We start from the raw sequence: 22,165 nt of genomic DNA, 5'->3' as shown, positions 1-22,165 counted from the left end.
GATTCGACTGCTGTCAACGCGCACATCTGTTGTAGCATGTCGTCGGAACGATGACAAGACGGGTTGTCGTCGAAAGGATGACGAGATGGCGATCGGTGACTACGAGGCCGTTCGCGCCGCCGCGTGCGCGAACGAGGACCTCAGCACGACCCAGGTGCTGGCCGCACTGGTCCTGCTGCGCGAGCTGCGGGCCGAGCTCGCCGGCTGGGAGCCGCAGCTGATCGCCGCTGCCCGTGAGCTCGGCACCAGCTGGGCGGACCTGGCGCCCGCGCTGGGAGTGGCCAGCCGGCAGGCCGCGGAACGCCGCTACCTGCGCCTGCGGCCGTCCGATCTCGCCGGCGCGACCGGGGATGAGCGCGTGCAGGCGGAACGCGACCGCCGCGCGGGCGATCGCGCGGTGACGCAGTGGGCCCGCGACAACTCCGCCTCGCTGCGCAGCCTCGCCGGACACGTCGGTGAGGTGGACCCGTCCGTCCGCCAGGCGCTGTCCGGAGACGACGCGGCGCAGCTGCTCAGCCCACTGGCCGAGGCGCACGACCAGCTCCGGACGTCGCACCCCGCCCTGGCAGACCAGATCGCTGCGGTCACCGCGCAGACCGACCAGGTGCGCCGCGACACCCAAGACCGCCGGGACGGACTCGGGTAGGTGCGGCGTGCGGAAGGACAACTGCCGCCGAACAGCCTTCGAAGTCGGGTTTATCCGGATTCGGCGCCACCGCGTGTGCGCTGAGGAGGTACCGTCCGGGTCGGGCGCGCCGAGACTCATCGCGTTCCCGGGCTGGGGAGGTGGCACATCGCGTGACCGCCGAGACCGATGCCCGGACTGTGCCGCCGGCTGGACCGTTCGTACATCCCGCGCTGTTCTACGCCTCCGACGAGGAGTACCTCGCGGTGCTCGTGCCGTTCATCGCAGAAGGCCTGGCCGACAACCAGCCGGTCGCCGTGGTGGTCCCCACCGCTCGTCTGGAGATGTTGCGGTCCGCTGCGGGAGATGCCGCGGACAACGTGACGTGGATCGACATGACCGAGGCCGGTCGCAACCCGGGGCGAATCATCCCCTCGGTGCTGCGCCGGTTCGCTGACGCGCATCCAGACCGGCACCTGCGCATCGTCGGCGAACCGATCTGGCCTGGCCGCACCGCCAGTGAGTACCCGGCTTGCGCGCAACACGAAGCGTTGATCAACCATGCGTTCGCCGGGCGTGACGTCACCATCCTGTGCCCGTACGACACGGCCGGGCTGGAGGAGCACGTGGTGGCCGACGCGCGCGCCACTCATCCCGTGGTGTGGGAGCCGAACCGCCGCTACCGCAGTGATCTGTACGCACCTGACGAGGTGGTGGCCCGCTACAACCAACCTCTGCCGGAGCACGCCGGCGCGGACGAGCTCGTGATCACCGAGCCGGCACAGCTACGTGCCGCTCGCAGGTGGGTCGCCGAACTGGGCGGCGGACACGGACTCGACGCCGGGCAGATCGAGGACCTGGAGTACATCGCCACGGAACTGGTCACCAACAGCCTCACGCACACGTCCGGCGGATGCCGGCTGCGCATCTGGAGCCACGAGGGCCACGTCGTCTGCGAGGTGCGCGACACGGGACAGCTGACCGACCCTCTTGCCGGACGCAGACCCCGGCCCCCTGGCCTGCGCGGCGGACGAGGTGTGCTGCTGGTCAACCAGTTCGCCGATCTTGTCCGCATCCACACGACCTCGCACGGCACCACCATTTACGCCTTGCTCCGGCCGACAGCCGAGACGTTTCCCGGCGACTAGAGCGGCTCGCGCAGTCATGGGCAACGTCCCATGTGCGATTTCAGCGCCCCGGTCTGTGGCGTAGTGCGAGCACGCAGATGTCGTCACGACCCTGCTCGGGAGCGACAGCGTTGATCACTGCGGGCACGAGTTCGGCAAGGGGTTCGGGCAGATGCGGTGCGGTGACGGCAGTGCACAGGTTTTCGACACCTGCGTCGATGTCGTCGTAACGATGTTCCACGAGTCCGTCGGTGTAGACGACCAGCGCGTCACCTGGCTGGAGCGAGGTCTCGAACGCGAGGTACTCGGCGTGCTGCACGGCCCCGGCGATCAGTCCGTGCCGGTGCGCCATCGGAAGGGCGATGTCGCCGCGGACCAGCAGCGGGTGAGGGTGACCGGCATTGGCGTAGCGGAGTGTGCCGTCTTGCGGGGCGTAGACGCCGTAGAAGACCGTGGTCATCGTCATGTCGCCGCACAAGCAGATGAGTCGGTTCAGGTTGCGCAGTACGCGCTCGGGCAATGGGTCTTGCATCGCGTACGCGCGGATCGCGTTGCGGACTCGGCCCATCGTGACGGCGGCTTCGATGTCGTGGCCGATCACATCGCCCACAGCGATCGCGAGTCTGCCATCGGGCAGGGGAAACGCGTCGTAGAAGTCGCCGCCCACGCCGGCCGAGCTGTTCGCGGGTCGATAAGCCGCGAACAGCTCGACGCCTTCGACGTCGGGGATGCTGGGCGGCAGCAGAGCCCGTTGCAGCTGCAGCACGATCTCCCGCTCGTCCTTCAGCTGTGCCGTCATCTCGTCCACTCGCACCACGGCCGCCCGGATGTCGGCCTCGGCGGTTCGCCGGGCGGTGCGGTCGACGCACATGCCGCGCAGTGCCACCACGGCGCCGGCGTCGTTCATGACCGGCTCGACGATCGACGAGAGCACAACGACTCGTCCGTCGGGCGTGCACAGCCGGTATTCGACGTCCGGTGTCGGTGTGCGGCCCGTGAATGACGCTCGGGCCAGCTTCAGGTCGTCGGGGTGCACGAGCGCAAGAACTTGTTCAAGGGTGTGCGGGGGCTGGGTGACACCGGCGATGCGGCAGAGGTTGGCCGACCACACGACTTGCCCGCTGCGCAGGTCGATCTCCCAGGACCCTGTGCCGCCGACGCGCTGCGTCCGATCCAACCGGTCGGTCCATTCGGCGTGGAGGCGCAGTCCTCGAAGCTCGGCGACCTCGTGGAACCCGGTGACGTCCTGCACCGCGATCACGGCGGCGACCACCTCATCATCATTGCCGCACATGGGGAACAGGTTCAGCAGGAGCTGCTTGGTGGCTTCCCCGATGTCGGCACGCGTCTCGACGTCGCGGTGCACGGTGCCGGTGCTGAGCACTTCGGCGACGCGGGTCTCCACCGTGGTCGCGTACACGGACGGTGTCACCTCGTTCATCGTGCGCCCGATGCAGTCACGTGTTGCCAGGCCGTGTACCGAAACGAACTCCGGATTGGCGTAGAGGAGCCGCATCCGCTCGTCCACAACGGCGAAACCCACGGGCGCAAGTTCGGTTACCGCGATAATGGTCGTTCCTCCTGTTCACCACACAGGCCTGGCTCCAACCCCTTGTCACGGTGCCACTTTCGGCCGTTCTGATACCCGTTCAACGGCACGGGCAAACACAGATCGTTTGACATCCGCATGCACAGCCGGAGCACCATCCGACGAGGGCCGGCGCGGTTGAGGGCGGTGACGGCGGTCCCTCCTGAGGCAAGTCGGCTTCAGGAGGGACCGCGGTCATGGGCGGTCGCGTCCGAGCCGCCGGTCACGCGGTGCACCCGATCCTCATCGTCTTCCCGCTCGGTCTGCTGACCACCGCGGTGGGCTTCGTCCGGCTGCACCTGATCACTGATCGCGCCCACCCGGACGCGGCCGGCTCGCTGCGCGCGGCCTGAACACCAGAGCTGTTCTCCGCATCCCAGACCCGCCCTGGACCGCTTCAACCATTGCCGGTCTGCAGCAGCACAGGTGCTTGCCTGGACTGCTTATGCAGCAAGGATGAACGACAGGAAGAAGCCCCCGGCCGTGGCGAACGCGTTGAGCGGCCTGCCATGTTCGAACGCCTCGGGCATCAGCGTGTCGGCGAGCGACGCGATCACCGCCCCACCGGCGAAGGACAGCGCCACAGCCAGGACGGCGTCGCTCAGCCCACCCGCGACCAGCCTGCCGAGCACCACCGCGCCGGCCAGCAGCAACGCACAGGTCGCCCACGTCATGATCACGGTTCGCTTGCTCTGTCCCGACTCACGCATGGCGACAGCGCCGACCAGCGACTCCGGAAGGTTGGAGAAGAAGATCGCCACCAGCAACGTCAACGACACCCCGCTGGCCAGAGACACCCCCAGCGCCAGGTTCTCCGGCACCCCGTCCAGCGTCACCGCAGCGAGCAGCGCGAAGCCGACGCCCTCGCGCGCCCCGGCCTTCGTCACCTCCCGCTGCTCGGGACCGGAGTGTCCGGTGACGTAGCGATCCAGGGCGGAGTCCACCAGCACGAACGTGGCCGCACCGGCGAGCAGGCCGAGCCCGGACCGCACCGCGCCACCGAGGTGGAACGCCTCCTCGAACAGCTCGAAGGCAAGGGCCGAGATCAGCGCCCCACTGGCAAAAGCCAGCAGGACTCCGGTGAGCCACCGCGGTGGCCGCCACAACGAGCCGGCGATCGAGCCGACCACCAACGCACTCGATGCGGCCAAGCCGTACAGCACCGCGGTCAGCATGCCTGTCGTCCTGTCTGTCAAAAGGTCATCCGCACCAGCTGCTCAGATCGCGCTCAGCCAGAGATGTCGCGTGGGTCGTGGCTGCGCGGGTAGGTGTTGCGCTCGCCGATCTTGCCGTCCTGGTTGCGGATGATGTGCTCCACGCCGTGCTCGATGGCCATGTCCCGGCCCTTGCCGGTCGCTTCCTCCTCGGTGGAGTGCGCGCTGGAGGCGCGTTCGTTGCCTTCGACCTTGTTCTTCCACTGGCCGTCTTCGAAGTAGGTCTCCACGTCACCACGCATGACGCGCTCCCGTCATCGGCTACCCGTCAGTCGGCCGGTTACCCGTGGAGGCGATCTGTCACACGTCATTGCTGCAGCTCAGTGGCACTGTTGTGATCGCGCGGGGCTGCTGCCCGCCAGAACACCGACCACCTCTGCGACATCAGTCAGATGGAGATGCTCGGTCCTGTGCGACCGGCGCGAAGAGGTCGCCGAGCTCTGATGCTCGATCGAGTACTTCGTCTTGGTGTTCGGCAGCAGGTCGGACACCGAGAGCTTCACCGTTGTAAGTCCATTCGCGACGGACGTGCCGGCCGACATCGTGGCGCCCGGCGGAACCCGCTTGGTAGGTGACGCCGCTCTGCCGGCCGGCGGCAGCATCCGGTGCCTCCAGGCCCATCGCGGCCACCGGCTTGATCTCGGTGGTGGCAGGTGTGGGAGCGCCCGGTGATCAGGACGGCACTCGCGATCGCTGTCACGGTTGCGCGCATGGTTCTCCTCAACTGGACACGATGTGCACATTCCAGTGTGGACGGTCGATTTCGCCTTCGTCTTGGTATGCGCGAATCGTGGAAACAGATCCGAAGTTCGGGGAAGCGGGCCGCGCCCGTGGCCGGTAGGTCCGAACGGATGGCAGTCCGGAGTGGAGCTGCCGCCGATGTCGCTGCCGGCGCGCGGCGCAGCTTCTTGAGATCGCGGTTCTCGCACGAAAAGTTCCGCGCTTTGCGGAAATCCTGGGCCACGTCAGGCCATGCAGGACGACATGGCAACGGCCGTGAACAGTCGAACTCCCAGGAGGAAACCATACGACCGGCTCTCAATTGAGACGGAACTCGTTGCTACGGTCGCGCTCTCACACCTACGCGACTTCCTCGGGAATTCGGAGAATTCATCGTGCGCGTCCCTGTACCAACCTCACTTGTCCATCTGCCGGCATGGCGGACGATCGCCGCATTGGGGGTCACCGGGCTCGTGGTCGCCGGGCTGAGCGCGTCGACCGCCAGCGCGGAGGACAGCACGCTGCGCAGTGACCACGCCGTCGCGCGCTCGTGTTTCGCGAAGCCGCTGGCGAAGGGCGATCGGGGTGTCGCACTCCGCCAGGTCACCTCGACTGTCGACGGCCTGGTCCAGGCACGGCTTCGCCCGCACGGCAACGGATCCGGCGACTGGGACGTCGCCGTGTTCGACAAGGAGAGCGGCAAGGTCGTTGCGGCCTCCGCGGCGCTGCGCAGCGCCGAGCTCGCCGAGAGCTTCGTGAAGCAGGGCCAGCAGCTCGTCGTGCAGGCCTGTCGGCTCTCCGGTTCCTCTCGCACGGTCACCCTGGGCGTGGACTTCCTCGCCGTCGCACCGCAGGCAACCGGCCAGCAGGCCGAGATCGTGCACGTGGAAACGCCCACCCGCAAGCAGAAGGACCACCTGTTCGCGCTCGGTCTCGATGTCACCGAGAAGGCCGACGCCACCGGCGTGGAGGTCGTGCTGGCGGGTGACGAGGACCGCAAGAAGCTGCGCGACAGCGGCATGCGCTCCACCGTCGTGCTGCCGAACCTCTCCGCGAAGTCGGTCGAGAACGCGAAAGCCGACGTCGAGTACGACGCGCGCACCGAGACGTCCGTTCTGCCGTCGGGACGGACCGCCTACCGGCACCTCTACGAGTACGAGTACGAGCTCAAGGAACTGGCTCGGCGGAACCCCGGCCTGGTCAAGGCCTTCACCCTGCCGGAGCCCACCTCGGAGGGCCGCGACGTCGTGGGCGTGGAGATCGCCACCCCGGTCGGCAGGACGGGCGACGGCAAGCCCGTCAACTTCACCATGGGCGTGCATCACGCACGCGAGTGGCCGGCCGGTGAGCACGCCATCGAATGGGCGTATGAACTGGTGAAGGGCTACCAGGCGGGCGGTGAGCTCAAGCCGCTGGTGCAGAAGACTCGGAACATCGTGGTGCCGATCGTGAACCCGGACGGGTTCGCCGTCTCCCGCGAGGCCGAGCCCAAGGGAGACTTCAGCCAGTTCGACTACGAGATGAAGCGCAAGACCTGCAACGTGTCCGACTCGCCGGAGAACCTGCGGACCGGTGCCTGCGGGGCGAACCCGGCTGGTCGGCTGCGCGGTACCGACCCCAACCGCAACTACGCGGGTTACTGGGGCGGTCCCGGCGCGTCGTTCGACTGGAGCAGCGACATCTACCGAGGTTCCGGCCCGTTCTCCGAGCCGGAGACCCGCAACGTCCGCTCGGTCATCGCCAACCAGGCGGTGACGAACCTGATCACCCTGCACACCTACTCGAACCTGGTGCTGCGCGTGCCGGGAACCGCGGAGGCCCGGCCGCCGCTGGAGGAGCCCGCCTACCAGGCGCTCGGTGACAAGCTGGCTTCCCGCAACGGTTACAAGAGCCAGCCGTCGTGGCAGCTCTACGACACGACCGGCAGCCTGGAGGACTGGTCGTACTACGCGACCGGCGGCTGGGGGTTCACCTTCGAGGTCGGCCCCGACGAGTTCCACCCGCAGTTCAGCAAGGTCGTCGCCGAGTACGCGGGCCTCGCTCCGGCGGCGGGTGAGGGCAAGGGCGGCAACCGGCAGGCGTTCGTCGACATGCTGGCGAGCACCGCGGATCAGACCGCGCACTCGACTCTCACCGGTACGGCGCCGAAGGGCTACAAGCTCCAGGTGCGCAAGGCGTTCAGCACGCCGACCTCGCGGGTGATCCAGCCCGGCGGCACGACGTCGGACCCCATCCAGTGGGCGGACGTGATCAAGTCCGACCTGGTGAGCAACGGCGGCAAGTTCAGCTGGGCGGTCAACCCGTCGACCCGTCCGTACGTCGCTGGCCGCTACGGCCGCGACCCGCAGGGCCCGGCGCAGGGCAAGATCACCCTGGCCAACCCCGACGGCGTACCGGCGCCCAACACGGACTTCCCGAACAACCCGGTCGCCGAGCGCATCCCGTTCCGGGTCGAGGGCATGCCCACCGCGGACAACGGCAAGCTGGAGATCAGCGTCGGCTGGGGCACGGCCGGTACCGACTGGGACCTCTACGTCTTCGACTCGGCGGGCAACCTGGTCACGTCGTCGGCCTCCGGCGGCACCAACTCGGAGAAGGCCCGGCTGTTCGACCCGCCCGCCGGCGACTACACCGCCGTGCTGGTCAACTACTCCCAGGCCGACCCGGCGAAGACGGACGACTGGTCCAACCTGACCGTCGAGTTCGCCTCGCCGTTGCCCGCGACCTATGGCCCCAAGGAGCCGTACACCCTCACGTGCAGCGACTCGCGCGGCCAGCTGGTCGGGCTCGCGGAGATCTACGTCGACCGCGGTCAGACGACCGATGTCGGTGACGTCTGCACCCGCTCGGCCAGGACTGCCAAGGAACGCAGGTAGTTCACGTGCGGCGGCGGCCAGTGCGAATCTGCGGTGGCCGCCGCCCGCGCGTCACCGCGAGCGCGGTATCGGTAACGGCAACGGCACAAAGATCCGTCTCTGCAAGGCGTCCCGGCCGCGGTCCGCGCAACCGCGGCCGCTCACCGCTTCGTCTGTTCCGCGGTCCACGTACCCAGTTCATCGATGCTCGCCGCCGAGTCGAGCGAGGAGTCACCGCAGTTCGTGGCCGGTTGTCCCGCCGGCTTCGAAGCCTTCCAGCGCGCCAGCGAAGCGTGGCGACGTTCTCCACGATGAGCAACGCGGGTCGTAGTACGCGAAGGCCCGCCACGATGTCTGTCCACAAGCGACTGCGTTCGCCCTTCTTGACACCGATTCGTTTGCCGGCGGCGGAATGTCCTGGCAGGGGAACCCGGCGACGAGTACGTCGACGGGCTCCACCGCGCACCAGGCGATGCGGCCGCCGCCGAGACGGGGGATTCAGGGCTGCTGGGTTGTCGGCCGGCCGTGATCTCGGTGTGAACTGTGGTGCCGGGGCCGCGATGAACTGCGGAAACAATACTCGTGCAGGTCGGTGCAGGTCGGCGCGGGTTCGTTCAGGTCCATTGAGGACGGTTCCGGCACGTTCAACACGCGGAGTTGCACCCACTCTGCTCCACTCCGTGCTCCCAAGGCACATCGCTCTGTCTCTTCCGAGGCCGGCGTGCACCGCTCGGCGCGCTGCTCAAGGCGGAGTTCGTCGCCCCTGGTTGCTGCCGCACCGACCGCACGCACGGAAAGTCGGCCGGTGACAACGGATTCCCGTACTGCCGTCCGAAGCCGCCTGGACCAGAACATCACGGCGGCCGTCGAACCACCCTCCGCCCACTGGCCGGAAATGCCCGCCACCTGACGGCGGTCAGGGCTTGGTCTGGTACTCGCGGGCGACGTCGACCAGGAGCTGGTGCATGGCGAGTTCGGCCGGTGCGCGCAGCCGGTCCTGGCGGTGGGCCAGCAGGATGCGGCGGGCCGGCACGTCGGTGCCGAGGGCGAGCACGCGGACGTCCGGGTGCGGGTTGCGGACCGCGGTCCTGGGCGCGAGTGCGATTCCGAGTCCGACGCTGACCATGGCCTGCGCCTCCTGGTAGTCGTTGGCCTCGAACGCGATCTTCGGTGTGAACCCGGCGGCGCGGCAGCTGCGTTCGAGCACTTCGGCCACAGGGTGGTCGTGGGCGCGGACGATCCAGTCCTCGTGGGCGAGTTCGGACATGGTGGTGAACCGCTTGCGGGCGAGGCGGTGGTCGGCGGCGACGATGAGGACAGTCGGGTCGTCGAGCAGCGGGGTCAGCGAGATGTCGGGCACGTCGACGCGGTTCCAGGCGTAGTCCCACAGGAGTGCGATGCCGACCGTGCCGTTCTCCAGCAGTTCGACGAGCTCGTCGAAGCGGGTGCTGCGCACGTCCAGGCGCAGGTCGGGGTACTGGCGGCGGAACCGGCTGACGACCTGGGGGAGAAGGGCGCTGGCGACGGTCGGGAACACGCCCACCGCGATGGTGCCGCGGCGCAGTCCCGCGAGTTCGGCGAGGTCGGCCTCGGCGGCGCTGAGCCGGCGCAGGACGTGGCGGGCGTGGCCTGCCAGCAGCGCGCCCGCCTCGGTGGGGCGCACACCTCTGGCCTGGCGGTGGAGCAACGGCTGACCGGCCTCCACCTCGAGCCGGCGCAGCTGTTGTGAGACCGCGGACGGGGTGTAGCCGAGCTGCTCCGCGGCGGCGGTCATCGAACCCGTGTCCACCACGGCCGCGAGCAGCGCCAGGCGTCGGACGTCCAGCACGGGGTCACTCCTCGAAAATTTCGATGCCGTCAGTTCACCGACTGATGACTTCTGTGCAGTTCTACTTCAGGCTACTTTACGTCAGCTCAGCTGGGTTTATGTCCGAAGCATCTCCGACTGGCCCGTTGGACAGCCGCTTTGAGCGTGAAGCAACCCTTCACGGGTGTTCAGATTCTCGTGATTGTGTTCAACCTCGGCGAGAGTCACGGTTGCCGTCATTCCCAGGTTGTTACGGCGGTGTTGCCGCCGTCGCGAAGGAGTGACAGTGCGAGAGATACCGGCGACGTGGATGCGCGGTGGCACCAGCAAGTGCTGGGTGTTCGAGCGCGACGTGCTCACGGTGCCCGGTCGCAGCGTGGACGAGGTGCTGCTGCGGCTGTACGGAAGCCCGGACCCGCGCCAGGTCGACGGCGTCGGCGGGGCGACCTCCACCACCAGCAAGGCCGTCGTGCTCGCCAGGAGCGACCGGCCGGGCATCGACGTCGAGTACACGTTCGCCCAGATCGGCATCACCGACGGACGGGTGGACTGGACGAGCAACTGCGGCAACTGCTCGGCCGTCGTCGGGCCCTACGCGCTGCGGCGCGGCTGGGTGGTGCCCACCGGCGAGGTGACCACCGTGCGGATCAACAACACCAACACCGGCCAGCTGATCGTCGTCGACGTGCCGACACCCTCGGGCCAGGTGACCGAACAGGGCACCGAGCGCATTCCCGGAGTGGCCCAGCCCGGCCTCGGAGTGCAGCTGTGGTTCGTCGATCCGGCCGGCCGCACGACCGGGGCGTTGCTGCCCACGGGCAACGCGGTCGACGTGGTGGACGGGGTGCGCGTCACGCTGCTCGACGCCGGGGCTCCCGTGGTCCTCGTCCCCGCGGACGAGGTAGGCGCGGACGGCGAGGTTTCTCCCGCCGCACTCGACTCCCAGGAAGATCTGCTGCGCCGGCTCGACCGCATCCGCCGCATCGCGGCGGTCCGCATGGGTCTCGCCGCCGATCCCGCCGAAGCCGCACGGGCCACCCCCAAGATCGCCCTCGTCAGCGCGGGCAGGCCCGCCAGTTCGGACGTGACGGTGCGGATGTTGTCCATGGGGCGCACGCATCCCGCGCTCGCCATCACCGGCAGCGTCGCGCTCACCGCTGCCGCCCACACCGCGGGTACGGTCCTGTCCGACTTCACCGCCGGCGAGCAGGAGGTGCTGCGCCTCGACACTCCAGCCGGAGTCGTGACCACCCGTGCGGGCACCCGCGACGGACTGCTCGCGATCGGGGTCACCCGGACCACGCGCCGCATCGGCGACGCGATCCTCGTGCTGCCCGACGACGAGCCGTTGGAGCCCCCTCTCACGGTACTGGCCGCTGCCTCGGCCTCCTGACCCCCACCGTCCCGCCCGGACGGAAGCGTCAGGGCCGGCCGCATGAACAAAGAGGACAATGATGTCATCACAGATAATCGCGATCCTGGTTCTGGGCGCCATGTTCGTCATCGCCACGGTGCTGCCCATCAACATCGGGATTCTCGCGCTGGTCGCGTCGTTCGTCGTCGGCACGTTCGTGTTCGGCCTCGAGGACAAGGAGATCTTCGCGGGATTCCCGGTCTCGCTGTTCGTCACCGTCGTCGGAGTCACCTACCTGTTCTCCGTCGCCAAGCAGAACGGCACGATCGACCTGTTGGTACAGGGCGGAATCCGGCTCGTGAGAGGCCGCGCGATCCTGGTCCCGTGGGTGCTGTTCGCCGTCGCGGCCACGCTGACCGCACTGGGCACCTTCACCCCGGCGGCGGTCGCGCTGCTGGTGCCGATCGGGATGAGCTTCGCCTTCACCTACCGCATCAGCCCGCTGATGATCGGCATGATGGTGATCTGCGGCGCCCACGCGGGGGCGTTCTCGCCGATGGCGGTGTCCGGCGCGCTCGTGTACGGCATCGTGGCCAAGTCCGGCCTGACGATCTCCCACGCCGCGTTGTTCTTCGCCAGCATGGGCTTCAACCTGCTGCTCGCCGGCGGCACCTACGTGTTGCTCCGCCGCCGCGGCGAGGAGAGCTTCGTCGAGCACCCGGACAACGAGGCGTCCGGAGCTGACGGGTCGACTGGAGGAAGCGCATCCAGGCCGGCCGGTGGTGGTGTCGCTACCGCGGTCAAGCCGCAGACGACCACCGTGATCTGGCGCCAGCGCGCCACGCTCGCGGCGCTGGTCGTGCTCGTGGTCGGCGCGCTCGCCTTCCACCTGCAGATCGGCTTCCTCGCGCTCGCCGCGGGTGCCGTGCTCGCCCTGCTCGACCGGGAGAACCTCGGCAAGGCCGTCGACGGCATCAGCTGGCCGACCATCCTCCTGGTCGCGGGCATGGTCACCTACGTGGGAGTGCTGGAGCACTCCGACACCATCGACTGGGTCGCCCACGGCGCGGTCGGACTGGGAGCCCCGCTGCTCGTGGCGCTCGTGTTGTGCGTCATCGTCGGCGTCACCTCGGCGTTCGCCTCGTCGACGGCGATTCTCACCGCGACCATCCCGATGGCGATCCCGTTGCTGCTCACCGATTCCCTGCCGGTCGTGGGGGTCGTCGCCGCCATGGCCATCTCCACCACGATCGTGGACGTCTCCCCGTTCTCCACCAACGGCGCGCTCGTCCTCGCCAACGCCCGCGGCGTCGACCGGACCCGCTTCTACCGTCAGGTGATCTCCTACACCTGCGTCATCGTCGCTCTCGGACCGATCGCGGCCTGGGCGATTCTCGTCCTGCCCGGCTCGTTCTGATCCCGGTGGCCAGGCGGACGTCCAGCCGACGGCCGCCTGGCCACCGCGGCGGTGGTCCGGACGTCTGTGAAATTTCTCGGATCCGGCGGAAACCTTTCGGAGGCGCGGCGGCAACTTGTGGGCAGGTCGGAAGACGATCACCGACCTCGGTGCCGTGTGCGAGGCACGGCAGACACAAGGAGCGCTGCTATGAGCAAGACCGAGTCCACCGCGGTCCGTCGGACAGGTGGGCCGCGGGGACGCACGCGCCACCGCGGCCGTGCGACGGCGATCACCGCGGCGCTGGGAGCGTCGGCGCTGGCCGGCGCGTACCTGGGGCTGGTGTGGAGCGACTCGGGGCCGGTGACGGTCGACGCGGCTTCCTACTACCAGTTCCTCTCGGTGCGCAGCGGCAACGCGCTGGACGTGGCCGGGGCGGACAGCGCGGACGGTGTCCGGATCCAGCAGGAGAAGCGCAGCCCCGACGCCGCGAGCCAGCAGTGGCGGCTGAAGCCGGTGGACGGCGGCTACTACCAGCTGGTCAACAACAACAGCAAGAAGGTCCTGGGAGTACCGAAGGCCTCGACGGCACAGGCCAACGTCGAGCAGCAGTCGGACACCGGAGCCGAGCACCAGCAGTGGAAGCTCACCGAAGTCGGCGACGGCGCGGTGAAGATCGTCTCGCGCAGCACCGGCAAGGTCCTGTGCGCGAACGACGGTGATGACGGCCAGGCGGTCGTCCAGGCCGACGACCGCGGTGGTGCCGACCAGCAGTGGAAGTTCGCGAAGGCGGACAGGCCCGCCGCGCCCTCCGCCCCCGTCGTGGCCGCCGCGACGAGGCCTTCCCCGACCACGTCCACCACGCCGCAGGCGCCGCCCACCCCGGCGACCGGCTCGGGCCCGTACACCTGGCGCAACGTGCAGATCGCGGGTGGCGGCTTCATCACGGGCTTCGTCTTCAACCAGAGCCGCAAGGACCTGTTGTACGCGCGCACGGACATGGGTGGCGCGTACCGCTGGGACGGCAAGGCCGGCCGGTGGGTGCCGCTGACCGACTGGGTCTCGGACTGGAACCTGCTGGGCATCGAGAGCGTCGCGACCGACCCGGTCGATCCGGAGCGCCTCTACCTCGCGGCCGGCACCTACACCAACGACTGGGCCGGCAACGGCGCGATCCTGCGTTCCGCCGACCAGGGCAGGACGTTCCAGCGCACCGACCTGCCGTTCAAACTGGGCAGCAACGAGGACGGCCGGTCCATGGGCGAGCGGCTCGCGATCGACCCGGCCGACCACCGCACGCTCTACCTCGGCACCCGCCAGAACGGGTTGTGGCGCAGCACCGACCACGGCGTGACGTGGAGCCAGGTGTCCGCGTTCCCCGTCAAGGACGGCGCCAGCAGCGGAGTCGGGCTCTCCTTCGTGACCTTCGGGCCGGCCGGCAGCAGGACGATCTACGTGGGCGTAGCCGACAAGACGACCTCGCTGTACCGCTCCACCGACGGCGGCGCCACCTGGGACGCCGTGCCCGGCCAGCCTGCCGGGTACCTGCCGCACCACGGCGTGCTGTCCGGTGACGGTTCGTTCTACGTGACCTACACCGACGTCCCCGGCCCGAACGGGGTGAAGGCGGGGTCGGTCTGGAAGCACACGCCGTCCAATGGTGCGTGGAAGGACATCTCGCCGATGCCCGGCAACGGCTTCGGCTTCGCCGGCCTGGCGGTCGATCCGCAGCGCCCGTCGACGGTGATGGTCACGACCCTGGACCGCTGGTGGCCGTCGGACGAGCTGTTCCGGTCGACCGACGGTGGTGCCACCTGGAAGGCTCTCGGAGGCTCGGCCGTGCGTGACTCGTCCGCCGCGCCGTACGTCGGTACCGGTGTCGGTCACTGGATGGGCGCGCTGGCCATCGACCCGTTCGACTCCGGGCACGCGCTGTACGGCACCGGATCGGGTCTGTGGGCCACCAAGGATCTGACCGCTGCGGACAGCGGGCGCGCCACGCACTGGTCGATCCCGGTCGAGGGCTTGGAGGAGACCGCGGTTCTGGGCCTGATCGCTCCTCCCGGTGGCAAGCTGGTCAGCGCGCTGGGCGACGTCGGCGGGTTCCGCCACGACGACCTGAACCGGGTGCCTGCCGGTGCTTCGTCCGGACCGCGCTTCACCAACACCACCGGCATCGACTTCGCGCAGGCCAAGCCGAACGTCGTGGTTCGCGTGGGCTACGGCGACGAGCAGCGCGGCGCCCACTCCACCGACGGCGGCGCGACCTGGAAGCCGTTCACCGGGGCACCGGTGAACGCGGCGGGCGGTGGCACGGTGGCGGTCTCCGCCGACGGCGGCACCGTGGTGTGGACAGCGTCCGGGCAGGTGCCGCACGTCTCCACCGACCTGGGCAAGACGTGGAAGGCGTCCTCCGGCCTGCCGCCGGGCACGGCGGTGCTGGCCGACCGCTCCGCGGCCGGCACCTTCTACGCGCTGAACGGCGGCACCTTGTTCGCCAGCACCGACGGCGGAAAGAGCTTCGGCGCCAAGGCACGCGGGCTCACCGGGGACCGCCTCAAGGCCGCTCCCGGCACCGCTGGGGACCTGTGGATCGCGAGCCACGACGGGCTCTCGCACTCCACCGACGGAGGGGCGAGCTTCCAGAAGCTGAGCAGCGTCCAGCGGGCCGATGCCGTCGGGTTCGGCAAGGCCGCGCCCGGCGCCCGTTACCAGGCGCTCTACCTCATCGGCACCGTGAAGGGCGTGACCGGGATCTTCCGCTCCGTCGACGGCGGTACCACGTGGACACGGGTGAACGACGACCGCAACCAGTTCGGCGGGACCGCGGGCGGTGTCATCACCGGTGACCCCGACGTGTTCGGCCGCGTCTACGTGGGCACCAACGGCCGTGGCGTCCTGTACGGAGACCCGTCCTGATCACCGGGCGGCCTCGGCCCATGCCCCGGGTTGGGGCCGCCCGGCCTACCAGAGCAGCAGGTACATTGCCGCCCGAGGGCGGCGTGGCGGGGAGAGGGCAACCGAGAAACATGGTCGTCGACCACAGATCGGCGGAGTTCCACGACTTCTTCGACCGCCACCACGCCGACCTGGCCCGGTTCGCCTGGTTGCTGACCGGCGAGGCGGATGTCGCCGATGATCTGGCGGCGGACGCCCTGGTCGCGTTGTGGCAACGGTGGGACAAGCTGCGCGCGGCGGAGCATCCGCTGGCGTACGCCCGTGGCGTGGTGGCGAACTTGGCACGGGAACGAATCCGCAGTGTGACCCGCGAACGCCGGCGGGTCGCGCTGTTCTGGTCACGCGGTCCACAACAGACACACGGACCGGACATGGCCGCCGTGGTGGACGTGCGGGCAGCGCTGGACCGGTTGCCGTTCCGCAAACGGGCCTGTGTCATCCTCCGCCACGCGTTCGATCTGTCCGAAAAGGACACCGCAGCGGCGCTGGGAATCTCGGTGGGCGCGGTGAAGAGCCAGACCTCGAAGGGAATGGCCGAGCTGGAACGCGTTCTCGGTGCACGAGAGGCCGGGGACGCGGTGTCGGGGAGGGGGACCCGGTGAACGACGAGATCAGCAGGAAGCTGCACGAGGCCGCCGAGGCGCACCAGCCGGACCGCGGCCGGATGCTGGCACGAGTGCGACAGGGCATGGCGGGCTCCAGCGTCCCCGCCCCGAGACCGGGCATCGCGAGGTCCTGGACCAGGGTGACGTTCGCCGGCCTCGCCGCGGCAGGCGCCCTGGCCACCGCCGGCCTCGCCGTGGCCACCATCGTCGGGTCGGCTCCCCCTCCGGACACCGGGACGATCCCGACGGTGTCGTCGCCGAACGCGACCACGAGCTCCACGCCCCCCGCGCGCACCAGCGAGAGCCCCGGCGCACCAGTCGTGCCGCCCGTCCAGGGCGAGCCGGAGCGGACCTCCACCGGCACCTCGACGTCGGCGGCGGATCCGGCGCCGCTCAGCGGCAAGCCGGTCACGGACGGACCGCTGTCGTCGATGGGCTTCGTCGATCTGCACGAGCACCCCAACTGGGCGCAGAGCAGGCTGGTCCTCAAAACCACTCAGCCGCTCTCCGCGTTCAGCGTGGAGTTGCGCATCGCGCAGACGGGTGGCGTGGGAACCACCGGCCAGTGGCAGACCATGGCCGGCGACGACTTCACGGTCACCGTGAAGGAGACCGGCGGGGCGGTGGTCTACCGCTGGGAACTCAAGCAGGGCCGTACGGTGCCAGAAGGAGTGCACACCTTCGCAGCCCAGTACAACCACGCCCCTGGCCGGCGCGACGCCCGCCCCGACACCTATGTCGCGCAGGCTGATGCCTTCACCGTCCGGGGTGGCTTCACCTCGCAGTGAGCGGCCCGTTCTGCAGCGGCCGTCGGCGCAGTCGATCTCGTAGCCGGCGACGCTGAGCCGGTCACCATCGACGATGTCGATCGAGCGCGCTCGCTTCGCGCGAAGCTGCTCCTCGCTCAACGGCCCTGTCGGTGCTCGGATTGCGCCGATGACGTGGTCGTCGAGGACACCGGATGGCCTGGGCCCGCAACGCTGTGGTGCGTGAGTGGGTGACGTGCGAGGCCTGCCGGAGAACGTCTCCGCATCACCTGCAACTCCGCCTGGTGACCTCTTGGGCGGTGGCGAAGAGGTCACCAGCGATCTGTTTGTCGTCAATCCGCTGATCTGCGAGTTTGTAAATCTTGGTAGCTGGACTTCGCGCAGATCTCGTGGATTGGCCGGGGAAGACCGATCGAACGAGCCGGACGAGCCCGGTGATGAGGTGCTGGATCACCTGATCGAGTTGCATGCCACTGCCGTGAGGTGTCCGGATGGGTTGACTTGGTTGTTGTCTGCCCCTGTCTGACGCTGGACGGAGGGGTTCAATGAGCTTTGCGGTGAACAACCTTTCAGCTGAACTCCTATGCGGGTCTCGTGCGAAATCATCACGAGGACGCTGTTCCGGCTGCCGGATGCGCTGAGCCCAACCTCACCGCTGGCCCGTCCGCGGGCGAGGGCGTGATCAACCTCCTGACGTCGTCGCATGAGCAGGTTCGGTCGGACATCGTTGCAGGCCTCATGTCACGCAGGGCAACGCCGAAGGCGAGCCGGCCTTGTGTCGCGCTGAGCGGCGGTAATCACGGCACACCGCCGATTTGCGGCTCGCCGAGTTGGCTGGTTCCGGCCGATGAGGAGCTCGGTCGAGAGGTGGCTGGGCGGCTGGAGTTGCTCCCGATCTGCTCCCACTCGGTGCTCCCGAGGTTCCTCGGCTTTGTCTCGTCTGAGGCCGGCGTGCACGGTCGGCGGCACGTGGCGTGGACACCGCGTCGACCTGTGAGTCGGTGGTCAGCGTCCCGTAGATCGACGCCGTGATGGCCATCCGGAGGTGTGGCCGTCACGGCTGCCGGAGCGCCTGAGGTCGAAGATCGCGATCGTCGCGACGAGCCAGGCAGCGCCCAGGACGTAGCCCGCGAGCACGTCGGACACGTAGTGCACCGCCAGAGCGACTCGGGACAGGCCGATCCCCAGCACCATCGCCGCCGCTGCCACGGTTGCGATCCGGCGCCATGCGGACCGCATCGCCGGCCAGAAGACCACCAGCAGAGTCGCGTAGGTGACGACGGCCGATTGGGCGTGGCCGCTGGGAAAACTCAGGCCTGGGGCAGTGATCAGCGGGTCGGACACCATCGGACGGGCTCGCTGGACAGCTCTCTTGACCAACACGTTCAGCAGGGCGCTGCCCACCACGGTCACCACGACGAACACCGCCTGCCTCGGACGGTGCCGGTACAGCAGCCGCGCCGCGACGAGGGCGAATGCCGTGAGGTAGACCCGTGCGGAACCGATGGTGCTCAACGTTTTCATCGCCGTGGCGAAGGCGGGGTTCTCGGCGGTGTAGCGGTGCAGGGCGTCGCGGGCGCCGTCGTCCACGGCCAGCAACGGGGTCCACTTGCCCAGCACCAGTGACAAGAGCAGGCCGAACACGATCGTGGACGCCGCCGTTGTCAGTAGGGGGCACTTCATGCTCCGACGGTGCGGCCCGCGGATTAGAGGATCGTGAGGATCAGGCCGGATCGGCGGCCAGGGGCAGGCGCACGTGGAAGCACGCGCCGTCGGCCGAGTCGGCCAGCCACACCGCGCCGCCGTGCCGTTCGGTCACCTCACGCACGATCGCGAGCCCTAGGCCGACGCCACCGGTGTCGCGGTCACGGGCGCGTTGTGAGCGGTAGAACCGTTCGAACACCTTCGCCCGGTCCGGGGCCGGGATTCCGGGACCGTCGTCGGCGACGACCAGTTCGGCGAACCCGTCTGCGGACCACAGGCCCACTGTGATCCGGTGCGCGGCGTGGTGTTCGGCGTTGTCCAGCAGGTTGCGCACCACGCGGCTGAGCTCGCCCGCTCGGCCGCGCAGCCGGGCTGCGGAGAACGGGGTCAGCTCGACGTCCACGACACCGCGGGTGCGGACCGCGTCGATCTCGGTCAGCACCACCTCGTCCAGGTCGACCTGCTCGACGGGCTCGGTGACGCCGTCCGCCAGTGCCAGCACGATCAGTTCGTCGGTCAGGTCGCCGAGCCGGACCGCTTCGCGGTGCAGGTCGCCCGCGAGCCGCACCCAGTTCGTGCGGGACGGGTGGGCGAGGCCGACCTCCAACCGGGTGCGCAGGCTCGCCAGCGGACTGCGCAGCTCGTGCGCGGCATCGGCGGCGAAACGGCGCTGCCGGTCGTGCACTTCTTCGAGGCGGGCCAGCATCTCGTTCATGGTGCGGGCCAGCCTGCCCACCTCGTCGTCGGTCGGTGGCTCCGGCACCCGGCGATCGAGCTGGCTCGCGGTGATCTCGGTGACCCGCTCCCGGATCGCCTCCACCGGACGCAACGTGCGCCCCACCACCAGCCACGCGGTGCCGCCGACAGCGATCAGCAGGATCGGCACGATGATCACCAACGCCGTCGTGGCCGCTTCGACGCCCTCGTCGGCGTGTTCCAGCGACACCGCGGCGTACACCGCGACAGGGCGATCACGCACGGAGGCCGACACGCCGGCCACGACGTAGTGCTCGCCATCGGGCAGTCGCGAAGTGCCTTTCACCGCACCGTTTTCCGGCCACAGCGCGAGCAGCCGGGTGTGCGCGAGCTCGGAACCGGCGCCGAGCACCGTGCCGTCCCGTGTCACGACCTGGACGAGCGGCGGCAGGGCGGAGGTCAGACCGCCGGAGATCATCGGCGCGTACGAGCCGGCCTGGCGGCGTGCCTCGGCCTCGGCGTTGCCCGTGAGCTGATCGCGCACCAGGGTCAGAGCCACCGCGCCGCCCGCGACCAGCCCCAGTCCCACGACCAGCACCGCCAGCGCGGTCAACCGGACGCGGACGCCGGCGCGCCGGCTAGCCGCCATCGGGAGCCAGCCGATAGCCGGATCCCCGGACGGTCTCGACGGCGTGCCTGCCGAACGGCAGGTCGATCTTGCGCCGCAGGTAGGCGACGTAGACCTCCAGCACGTTCGACCCGACCGGGATGGCCGAGTCCCACACCTCGTCCAGCGCGAACCGCTTGGACACCACCTGACCCGGCCGCGACATGAGCAGCTCCAGCAACGCGAACTCACGCGGCGTCAGGTCGATCGAGGTCTCACCGCGGCGGCAGCGCCGGGCCACCCGGTCCAGCGCGAGGTCGCCCGCGGTCAGCACGTCGGCCCGCCGCAGCCCCGACCGCCGCAGCAGAGCGTGCAGGCGGGCCAGCAACACCCGGTAGGAGAACGGTTTGGTGAGGAAGTCGTCCGCCCCGATGCGCAACGCGCGCAGCTGGTCGAGTTCGCCGTTGCGTGCGGTGAGCACGAGCACCGGCACCCGGATTCCCGCGCGGCGCAGCTGACCGCACAGGTCGAGACCGGGCAGGCTCGGCAGCATCAGGTCGAGCACGATCGCGTCGAACGGGCGGGTGAGTCCGGCGTCCAGGCCGAGCAGGCCGTCGGCGACAGTCTCGACCTCGAAGCCGTCCTGGCGCAGACCTTCGGCGAGTGCGTCGGCGAACGACGCCTCGTCCTCGATCACCAGCACCCGGCCCAACGGGGTCATGCCATCACCTGACTGGACACCAGCCTGCCTCGTTCCAGTATCAGCACACCGGTGCAGATCCGTTCAACCTCCGGCAGGTCGTGCGTGGACAGCAACACCGTGATTCCCCGTGCCTCGGCCACCGTCCGCACCAGGGTGAGGACATCGCGCTGGCCGGGTGGATCGAGGCCGATCGTGGGTTCGTCGAGCAGCACGACCACCGGGTCGTTCACCAGAGCCCTTGCGATGCCGAGGCGTTGCCGCATGCCGCGGCTGTACGTGGCGATGCGGGCGGTGCCGCGGTCGCCGAGCCCGACCTGGCCGAGCAACCGGGCGGCGCGTTCGCGTGCCTCCGTGCGGGACAGGCCGAAGAGCCGGCCGTGGTAGATCAGGAACTCCACACCCGTCTGGTGGCCGGGATATCCGGCGTTCTCCGGTAACACGCCGATGAGCTTGCGCAGGTCGCGCTGGCGGGTGCCGGGGACACCGGCGACGGAGAACTCGCCGTGGGTCGGACTGATCACGGTGGACAGCATGCGAAGGGTCGTGGTCTTGCCGGCGCCGTTCGGGCCGAGCAGGCCGAGCACCTCGCCCTTGCGGGCGGTGAAGCTCACCCCGTTCACGACGCGCCGCGTGCCGTACCACTTCGACAGGTCGCGCACGTCCACGGTGATCTCGTCGGACAGCGGGTCGGTGCGCACGAACGACCAGATCTCGTGCGGCAGCTGGGTTCTGACGAGTGTTCGCACGAGCGGCGGCTCGAGCACGGGGTCGGCGCGCAGGATCGCGCGCTGCAGGTCGCTCAGCCGCGACTCGGGTTCGAGTGCCTGCTCGTCGGCCAGCCGGGAGCGGGTCGCGCGGTAGGTGTCGAGCGCTTCGGTCACCCGGCCACACCGGTACAGCGCCAGCATCAGCAACGCCTGGAGTCGTTGCCTGTACGGGTGCTGCGCCACGAGGTCGGTCAGTTCTTCGACCACCGCGGTGTGCCTGCCGAGGCGGAGCTCGGCGTCCAGGCACTCCTCCAGCGCGGACAGCCGGGCGTCCTCGAGCCCCTGGCACAGCACGGAGGCGGCGTCCGGCGTGGTGACGTCCGCCAGCGGTGGACCGTGCCACATCGACAGCGCGTGCCGCAGCAGCGACACCTTGACCGAGTCGTCGGTCTCCTGCCTGGCGCCCGTGACCAGCGCGCGAAACCGGTGCACGTCGACGGACAGCGGGTTGACCTTCAGCATGTAGGCCGAGCCGCGGGTGATGATGTCCGCGTCGTTCTGGCTGGGCCTCGCGTCGGCGATCGCTCGGCGCAACCGCGAGACCCGCACGTGGATCGCGTGCTGCGCGGTGCGCGGCGGTTGCGTCGGCCAGGTCAGGTCGACCAGCCTGTCCACGGGCACGAGCTGGTTCGCGTGCAACGCCAGCACCGCGAAGGCGAAACGTTGTTTGCG

General features: G+C 69.3%; 19 protein-coding genes. 10 read left to right on the top strand and 9 right to left on the bottom strand.

Features of this window, described 5'->3' with window-relative positions:
* The first annotated feature begins 85 nt into the window (after positions 1 to 85).
* The gene (locus LFM09_RS01060) at positions 86 to 646 is read left to right on the top strand and encodes a hypothetical protein (RefSeq protein WP_414094289.1); all 561 of its coding nucleotides are present in this window, start codon (positions 86 to 88) and stop codon (positions 644 to 646) included.
* A gap of 152 nt (positions 647 to 798) precedes the next feature.
* Positions 799 to 1,773: an anti-sigma factor RsbA family regulatory protein gene (locus LFM09_RS01055; RefSeq protein WP_414094288.1), complete on the top strand. Its 975-nt coding sequence runs from the start codon at positions 799 to 801 to the stop codon at positions 1,771 to 1,773.
* 40 nt (positions 1,774 to 1,813) lie between these two features.
* Here the strand turns inward: LFM09_RS01055 and LFM09_RS01050 are convergent, their stop codons facing one another.
* Positions 1,814 to 3,319 carry a SpoIIE family protein phosphatase gene (locus LFM09_RS01050; RefSeq protein ID WP_414094666.1) on the bottom strand — a complete coding sequence of 502 codons (1,506 nt, stop codon included), beginning with the start codon at positions 3,317 to 3,319 and terminating at the stop codon, positions 1,814 to 1,816.
* Positions 3,320 to 3,537: 218 nt separating this feature from the next.
* Here LFM09_RS01050 and LFM09_RS01045 point away from each other — a divergent pair, with 218 nt between their 5' ends.
* Positions 3,538 to 3,693, top strand: a complete 156-nt coding sequence (locus LFM09_RS01045; RefSeq protein ID WP_414094287.1) for a hypothetical protein — start codon at positions 3,538 to 3,540, stop codon at positions 3,691 to 3,693.
* Between the two features lie 90 nt (positions 3,694 to 3,783).
* Here LFM09_RS01045 and LFM09_RS01040 read toward each other — a convergent pair whose 3' ends face one another.
* The 3 genes from LFM09_RS01040 to LFM09_RS01030 form a co-directional block, all read right to left on the bottom strand.
* Positions 3,784 to 4,515 carry a ZIP family metal transporter gene (locus LFM09_RS01040; protein WP_414094286.1) on the bottom strand — a complete coding sequence of 244 codons (732 nt, stop codon included), beginning with the start codon at positions 4,513 to 4,515 and terminating at the stop codon, positions 3,784 to 3,786.
* A gap of 53 nt (positions 4,516 to 4,568) precedes the next feature.
* Entirely contained in the window at positions 4,569 to 4,796 is a 228-nt protein-coding gene (locus LFM09_RS01035; protein ID WP_414094285.1) for a DUF2188 domain-containing protein, read from the bottom strand.
* A 78-nt stretch (positions 4,797 to 4,874) separates the two neighbouring features.
* A complete protein-coding gene (locus LFM09_RS01030; protein WP_414094284.1) occupies positions 4,875 to 5,156 on the bottom strand; it encodes a hypothetical protein in 282 nt (93 codons plus the stop codon).
* 564 nt (positions 5,157 to 5,720) lie between these two features.
* Here LFM09_RS01030 and LFM09_RS01025 point away from each other — a divergent pair.
* Positions 5,721 to 8,150 (top strand): M14 family zinc carboxypeptidase, encoded by a 2,430-nt coding sequence (locus LFM09_RS01025; protein WP_414094665.1) that lies wholly within the window; start codon positions 5,721 to 5,723, stop codon positions 8,148 to 8,150.
* 895 nt (positions 8,151 to 9,045) lie between these two features.
* On the opposite strand, the gene LFM09_RS01020 is transcribed toward LFM09_RS01025, so the two are convergent.
* Positions 9,046 to 9,957, bottom strand: coding sequence for a LysR family transcriptional regulator (locus LFM09_RS01020; RefSeq protein WP_414094283.1), 912 nt, complete (start codon positions 9,955 to 9,957; stop codon positions 9,046 to 9,048).
* A 265-nt stretch (positions 9,958 to 10,222) separates the two neighbouring features.
* Between LFM09_RS01020 and LFM09_RS01015 the strand changes: the two genes are divergently transcribed.
* The 6 genes from LFM09_RS01015 (at position 10,223) to LFM09_RS00990 (ending at position 17,542) form a co-directional block, all read left to right on the top strand.
* Positions 10,223 to 11,329 carry a PrpF domain-containing protein gene (locus LFM09_RS01015; RefSeq protein ID WP_414094282.1) on the top strand — a complete coding sequence of 369 codons (1,107 nt, stop codon included), beginning with the start codon at positions 10,223 to 10,225 and terminating at the stop codon, positions 11,327 to 11,329.
* Positions 11,330 to 11,390: 61 nt separating this feature from the next.
* Positions 11,391 to 12,707 (top strand): SLC13 family permease, encoded by a 1,317-nt coding sequence (locus LFM09_RS01010; protein WP_414094281.1) that lies wholly within the window; start codon positions 11,391 to 11,393, stop codon positions 12,705 to 12,707.
* Between the two features lie 189 nt (positions 12,708 to 12,896).
* Positions 12,897 to 15,605 (top strand): RICIN domain-containing protein, encoded by a 2,709-nt coding sequence (locus tag LFM09_RS01005; RefSeq protein ID WP_414094280.1) that lies wholly within the window; start codon positions 12,897 to 12,899, stop codon positions 15,603 to 15,605.
* A gap of 110 nt (positions 15,606 to 15,715) precedes the next feature.
* Complete coding sequence (locus LFM09_RS01000; protein ID WP_414094279.1) at positions 15,716 to 16,246, top strand: SigE family RNA polymerase sigma factor; 531 nt, start codon at positions 15,716 to 15,718, stop codon at positions 16,244 to 16,246.
* Positions 16,243 to 17,037 (top strand): hypothetical protein, encoded by a 795-nt coding sequence (locus LFM09_RS00995; protein ID WP_414094278.1) that lies wholly within the window; start codon positions 16,243 to 16,245, stop codon positions 17,035 to 17,037. Before LFM09_RS01000 ends, LFM09_RS00995 begins: the two co-directional genes overlap by 4 nt.
* Before the next feature lie 205 nt (positions 17,038 to 17,242).
* Positions 17,243 to 17,542, top strand: coding sequence for a hypothetical protein (locus tag LFM09_RS00990; RefSeq protein WP_414094277.1), 300 nt, complete (start codon positions 17,243 to 17,245; stop codon positions 17,540 to 17,542).
* Between the two features lie 479 nt (positions 17,543 to 18,021).
* Here the strand turns inward: LFM09_RS00990 and LFM09_RS00985 are convergent, their stop codons facing one another.
* The 4 genes from LFM09_RS00985 to LFM09_RS00970 are packed head-to-tail and all read right to left on the bottom strand — an operon-like array spanning position 18,022 to position 22,141.
* Positions 18,022 to 18,699, bottom strand: a complete 678-nt coding sequence (locus LFM09_RS00985) for a phosphatase PAP2 family protein (RefSeq protein ID WP_414094276.1) — start codon at positions 18,697 to 18,699, stop codon at positions 18,022 to 18,024.
* Between the two features lie 40 nt (positions 18,700 to 18,739).
* A complete protein-coding gene (locus tag LFM09_RS00980) occupies positions 18,740 to 20,065 on the bottom strand; it encodes a sensor histidine kinase (protein WP_414094275.1) in 1,326 nt (441 codons plus the stop codon).
* Positions 20,055 to 20,744, bottom strand: coding sequence for a response regulator transcription factor (locus tag LFM09_RS00975; RefSeq protein ID WP_414094274.1), 690 nt, complete (start codon positions 20,742 to 20,744; stop codon positions 20,055 to 20,057). Before LFM09_RS00975 ends, LFM09_RS00980 begins: the two co-directional genes overlap by 11 nt.
* Positions 20,741 to 22,141: a BTAD domain-containing putative transcriptional regulator gene (locus LFM09_RS00970; protein WP_414094273.1), complete on the bottom strand. Its 1,401-nt coding sequence runs from the start codon at positions 22,139 to 22,141 to the stop codon at positions 20,741 to 20,743. The genes LFM09_RS00975 and LFM09_RS00970 overlap by 4 nt, the downstream gene beginning before the upstream one ends.
* Between the last annotated feature and the right edge of the window lie 24 nt (positions 22,142 to 22,165).

Origin of the sequence: Lentzea alba (assembly GCF_047445655.1) — a bacterium.
Taxonomy (GTDB): Bacteria; Actinomycetota; Actinomycetes; order Mycobacteriales; family Pseudonocardiaceae; genus Lentzea; species Lentzea alba_A.
The sequence above is the reverse complement of the archived record's forward strand: the minus strand, read 5'-3'. Positions and strand labels throughout refer to the sequence as shown.

What these genes read in the sequence shown, in the direction of transcription:
- LFM09_RS01060 (WP_414094289.1), top strand. Translation starts at nt 86, where the DNA reads ATGGCGATCGGTGACTACGAGGCCGTTCGCGCCGCCGCGTGCGCGAAC.
- LFM09_RS01045 (WP_414094287.1), top strand. Translation starts at nt 3,538, where the DNA reads ATGGGCGGTCGCGTCCGAGCCGCCGGTCACGCGGTGCACCCGATCCTC.
- LFM09_RS01040 (WP_414094286.1), bottom strand. Translation starts at nt 4,515, where the DNA reads ATGCTGACCGCGGTGCTGTACGGCTTGGCCGCATCGAGTGCGTTGGTG.
- LFM09_RS01035 (WP_414094285.1), bottom strand. Translation starts at nt 4,796, where the DNA reads ATGCGTGGTGACGTGGAGACCTACTTCGAAGACGGCCAGTGGAAGAAC.
- LFM09_RS01030 (WP_414094284.1), bottom strand. Translation starts at nt 5,156, where the DNA reads ATGCTGCCGCCGGCCGGCAGAGCGGCGTCACCTACCAAGCGGGTTCCG.
- LFM09_RS01010 (WP_414094281.1), top strand. Translation starts at nt 11,391, where the DNA reads ATGTCATCACAGATAATCGCGATCCTGGTTCTGGGCGCCATGTTCGTC.
- LFM09_RS01005 (WP_414094280.1), top strand. Translation starts at nt 12,897, where the DNA reads ATGAGCAAGACCGAGTCCACCGCGGTCCGTCGGACAGGTGGGCCGCGG.
- LFM09_RS01000 (WP_414094279.1), top strand. Translation starts at nt 15,716, where the DNA reads ATGGTCGTCGACCACAGATCGGCGGAGTTCCACGACTTCTTCGACCGC.
- LFM09_RS00985 (WP_414094276.1), bottom strand. Translation starts at nt 18,699, where the DNA reads ATGAAGTGCCCCCTACTGACAACGGCGGCGTCCACGATCGTGTTCGGC.
- LFM09_RS00980 (WP_414094275.1), bottom strand. Translation starts at nt 20,065, where the DNA reads ATGGCGGCTAGCCGGCGCGCCGGCGTCCGCGTCCGGTTGACCGCGCTG.
- LFM09_RS00975 (WP_414094274.1), bottom strand. Translation starts at nt 20,744, where the DNA reads ATGACCCCGTTGGGCCGGGTGCTGGTGATCGAGGACGAGGCGTCGTTC.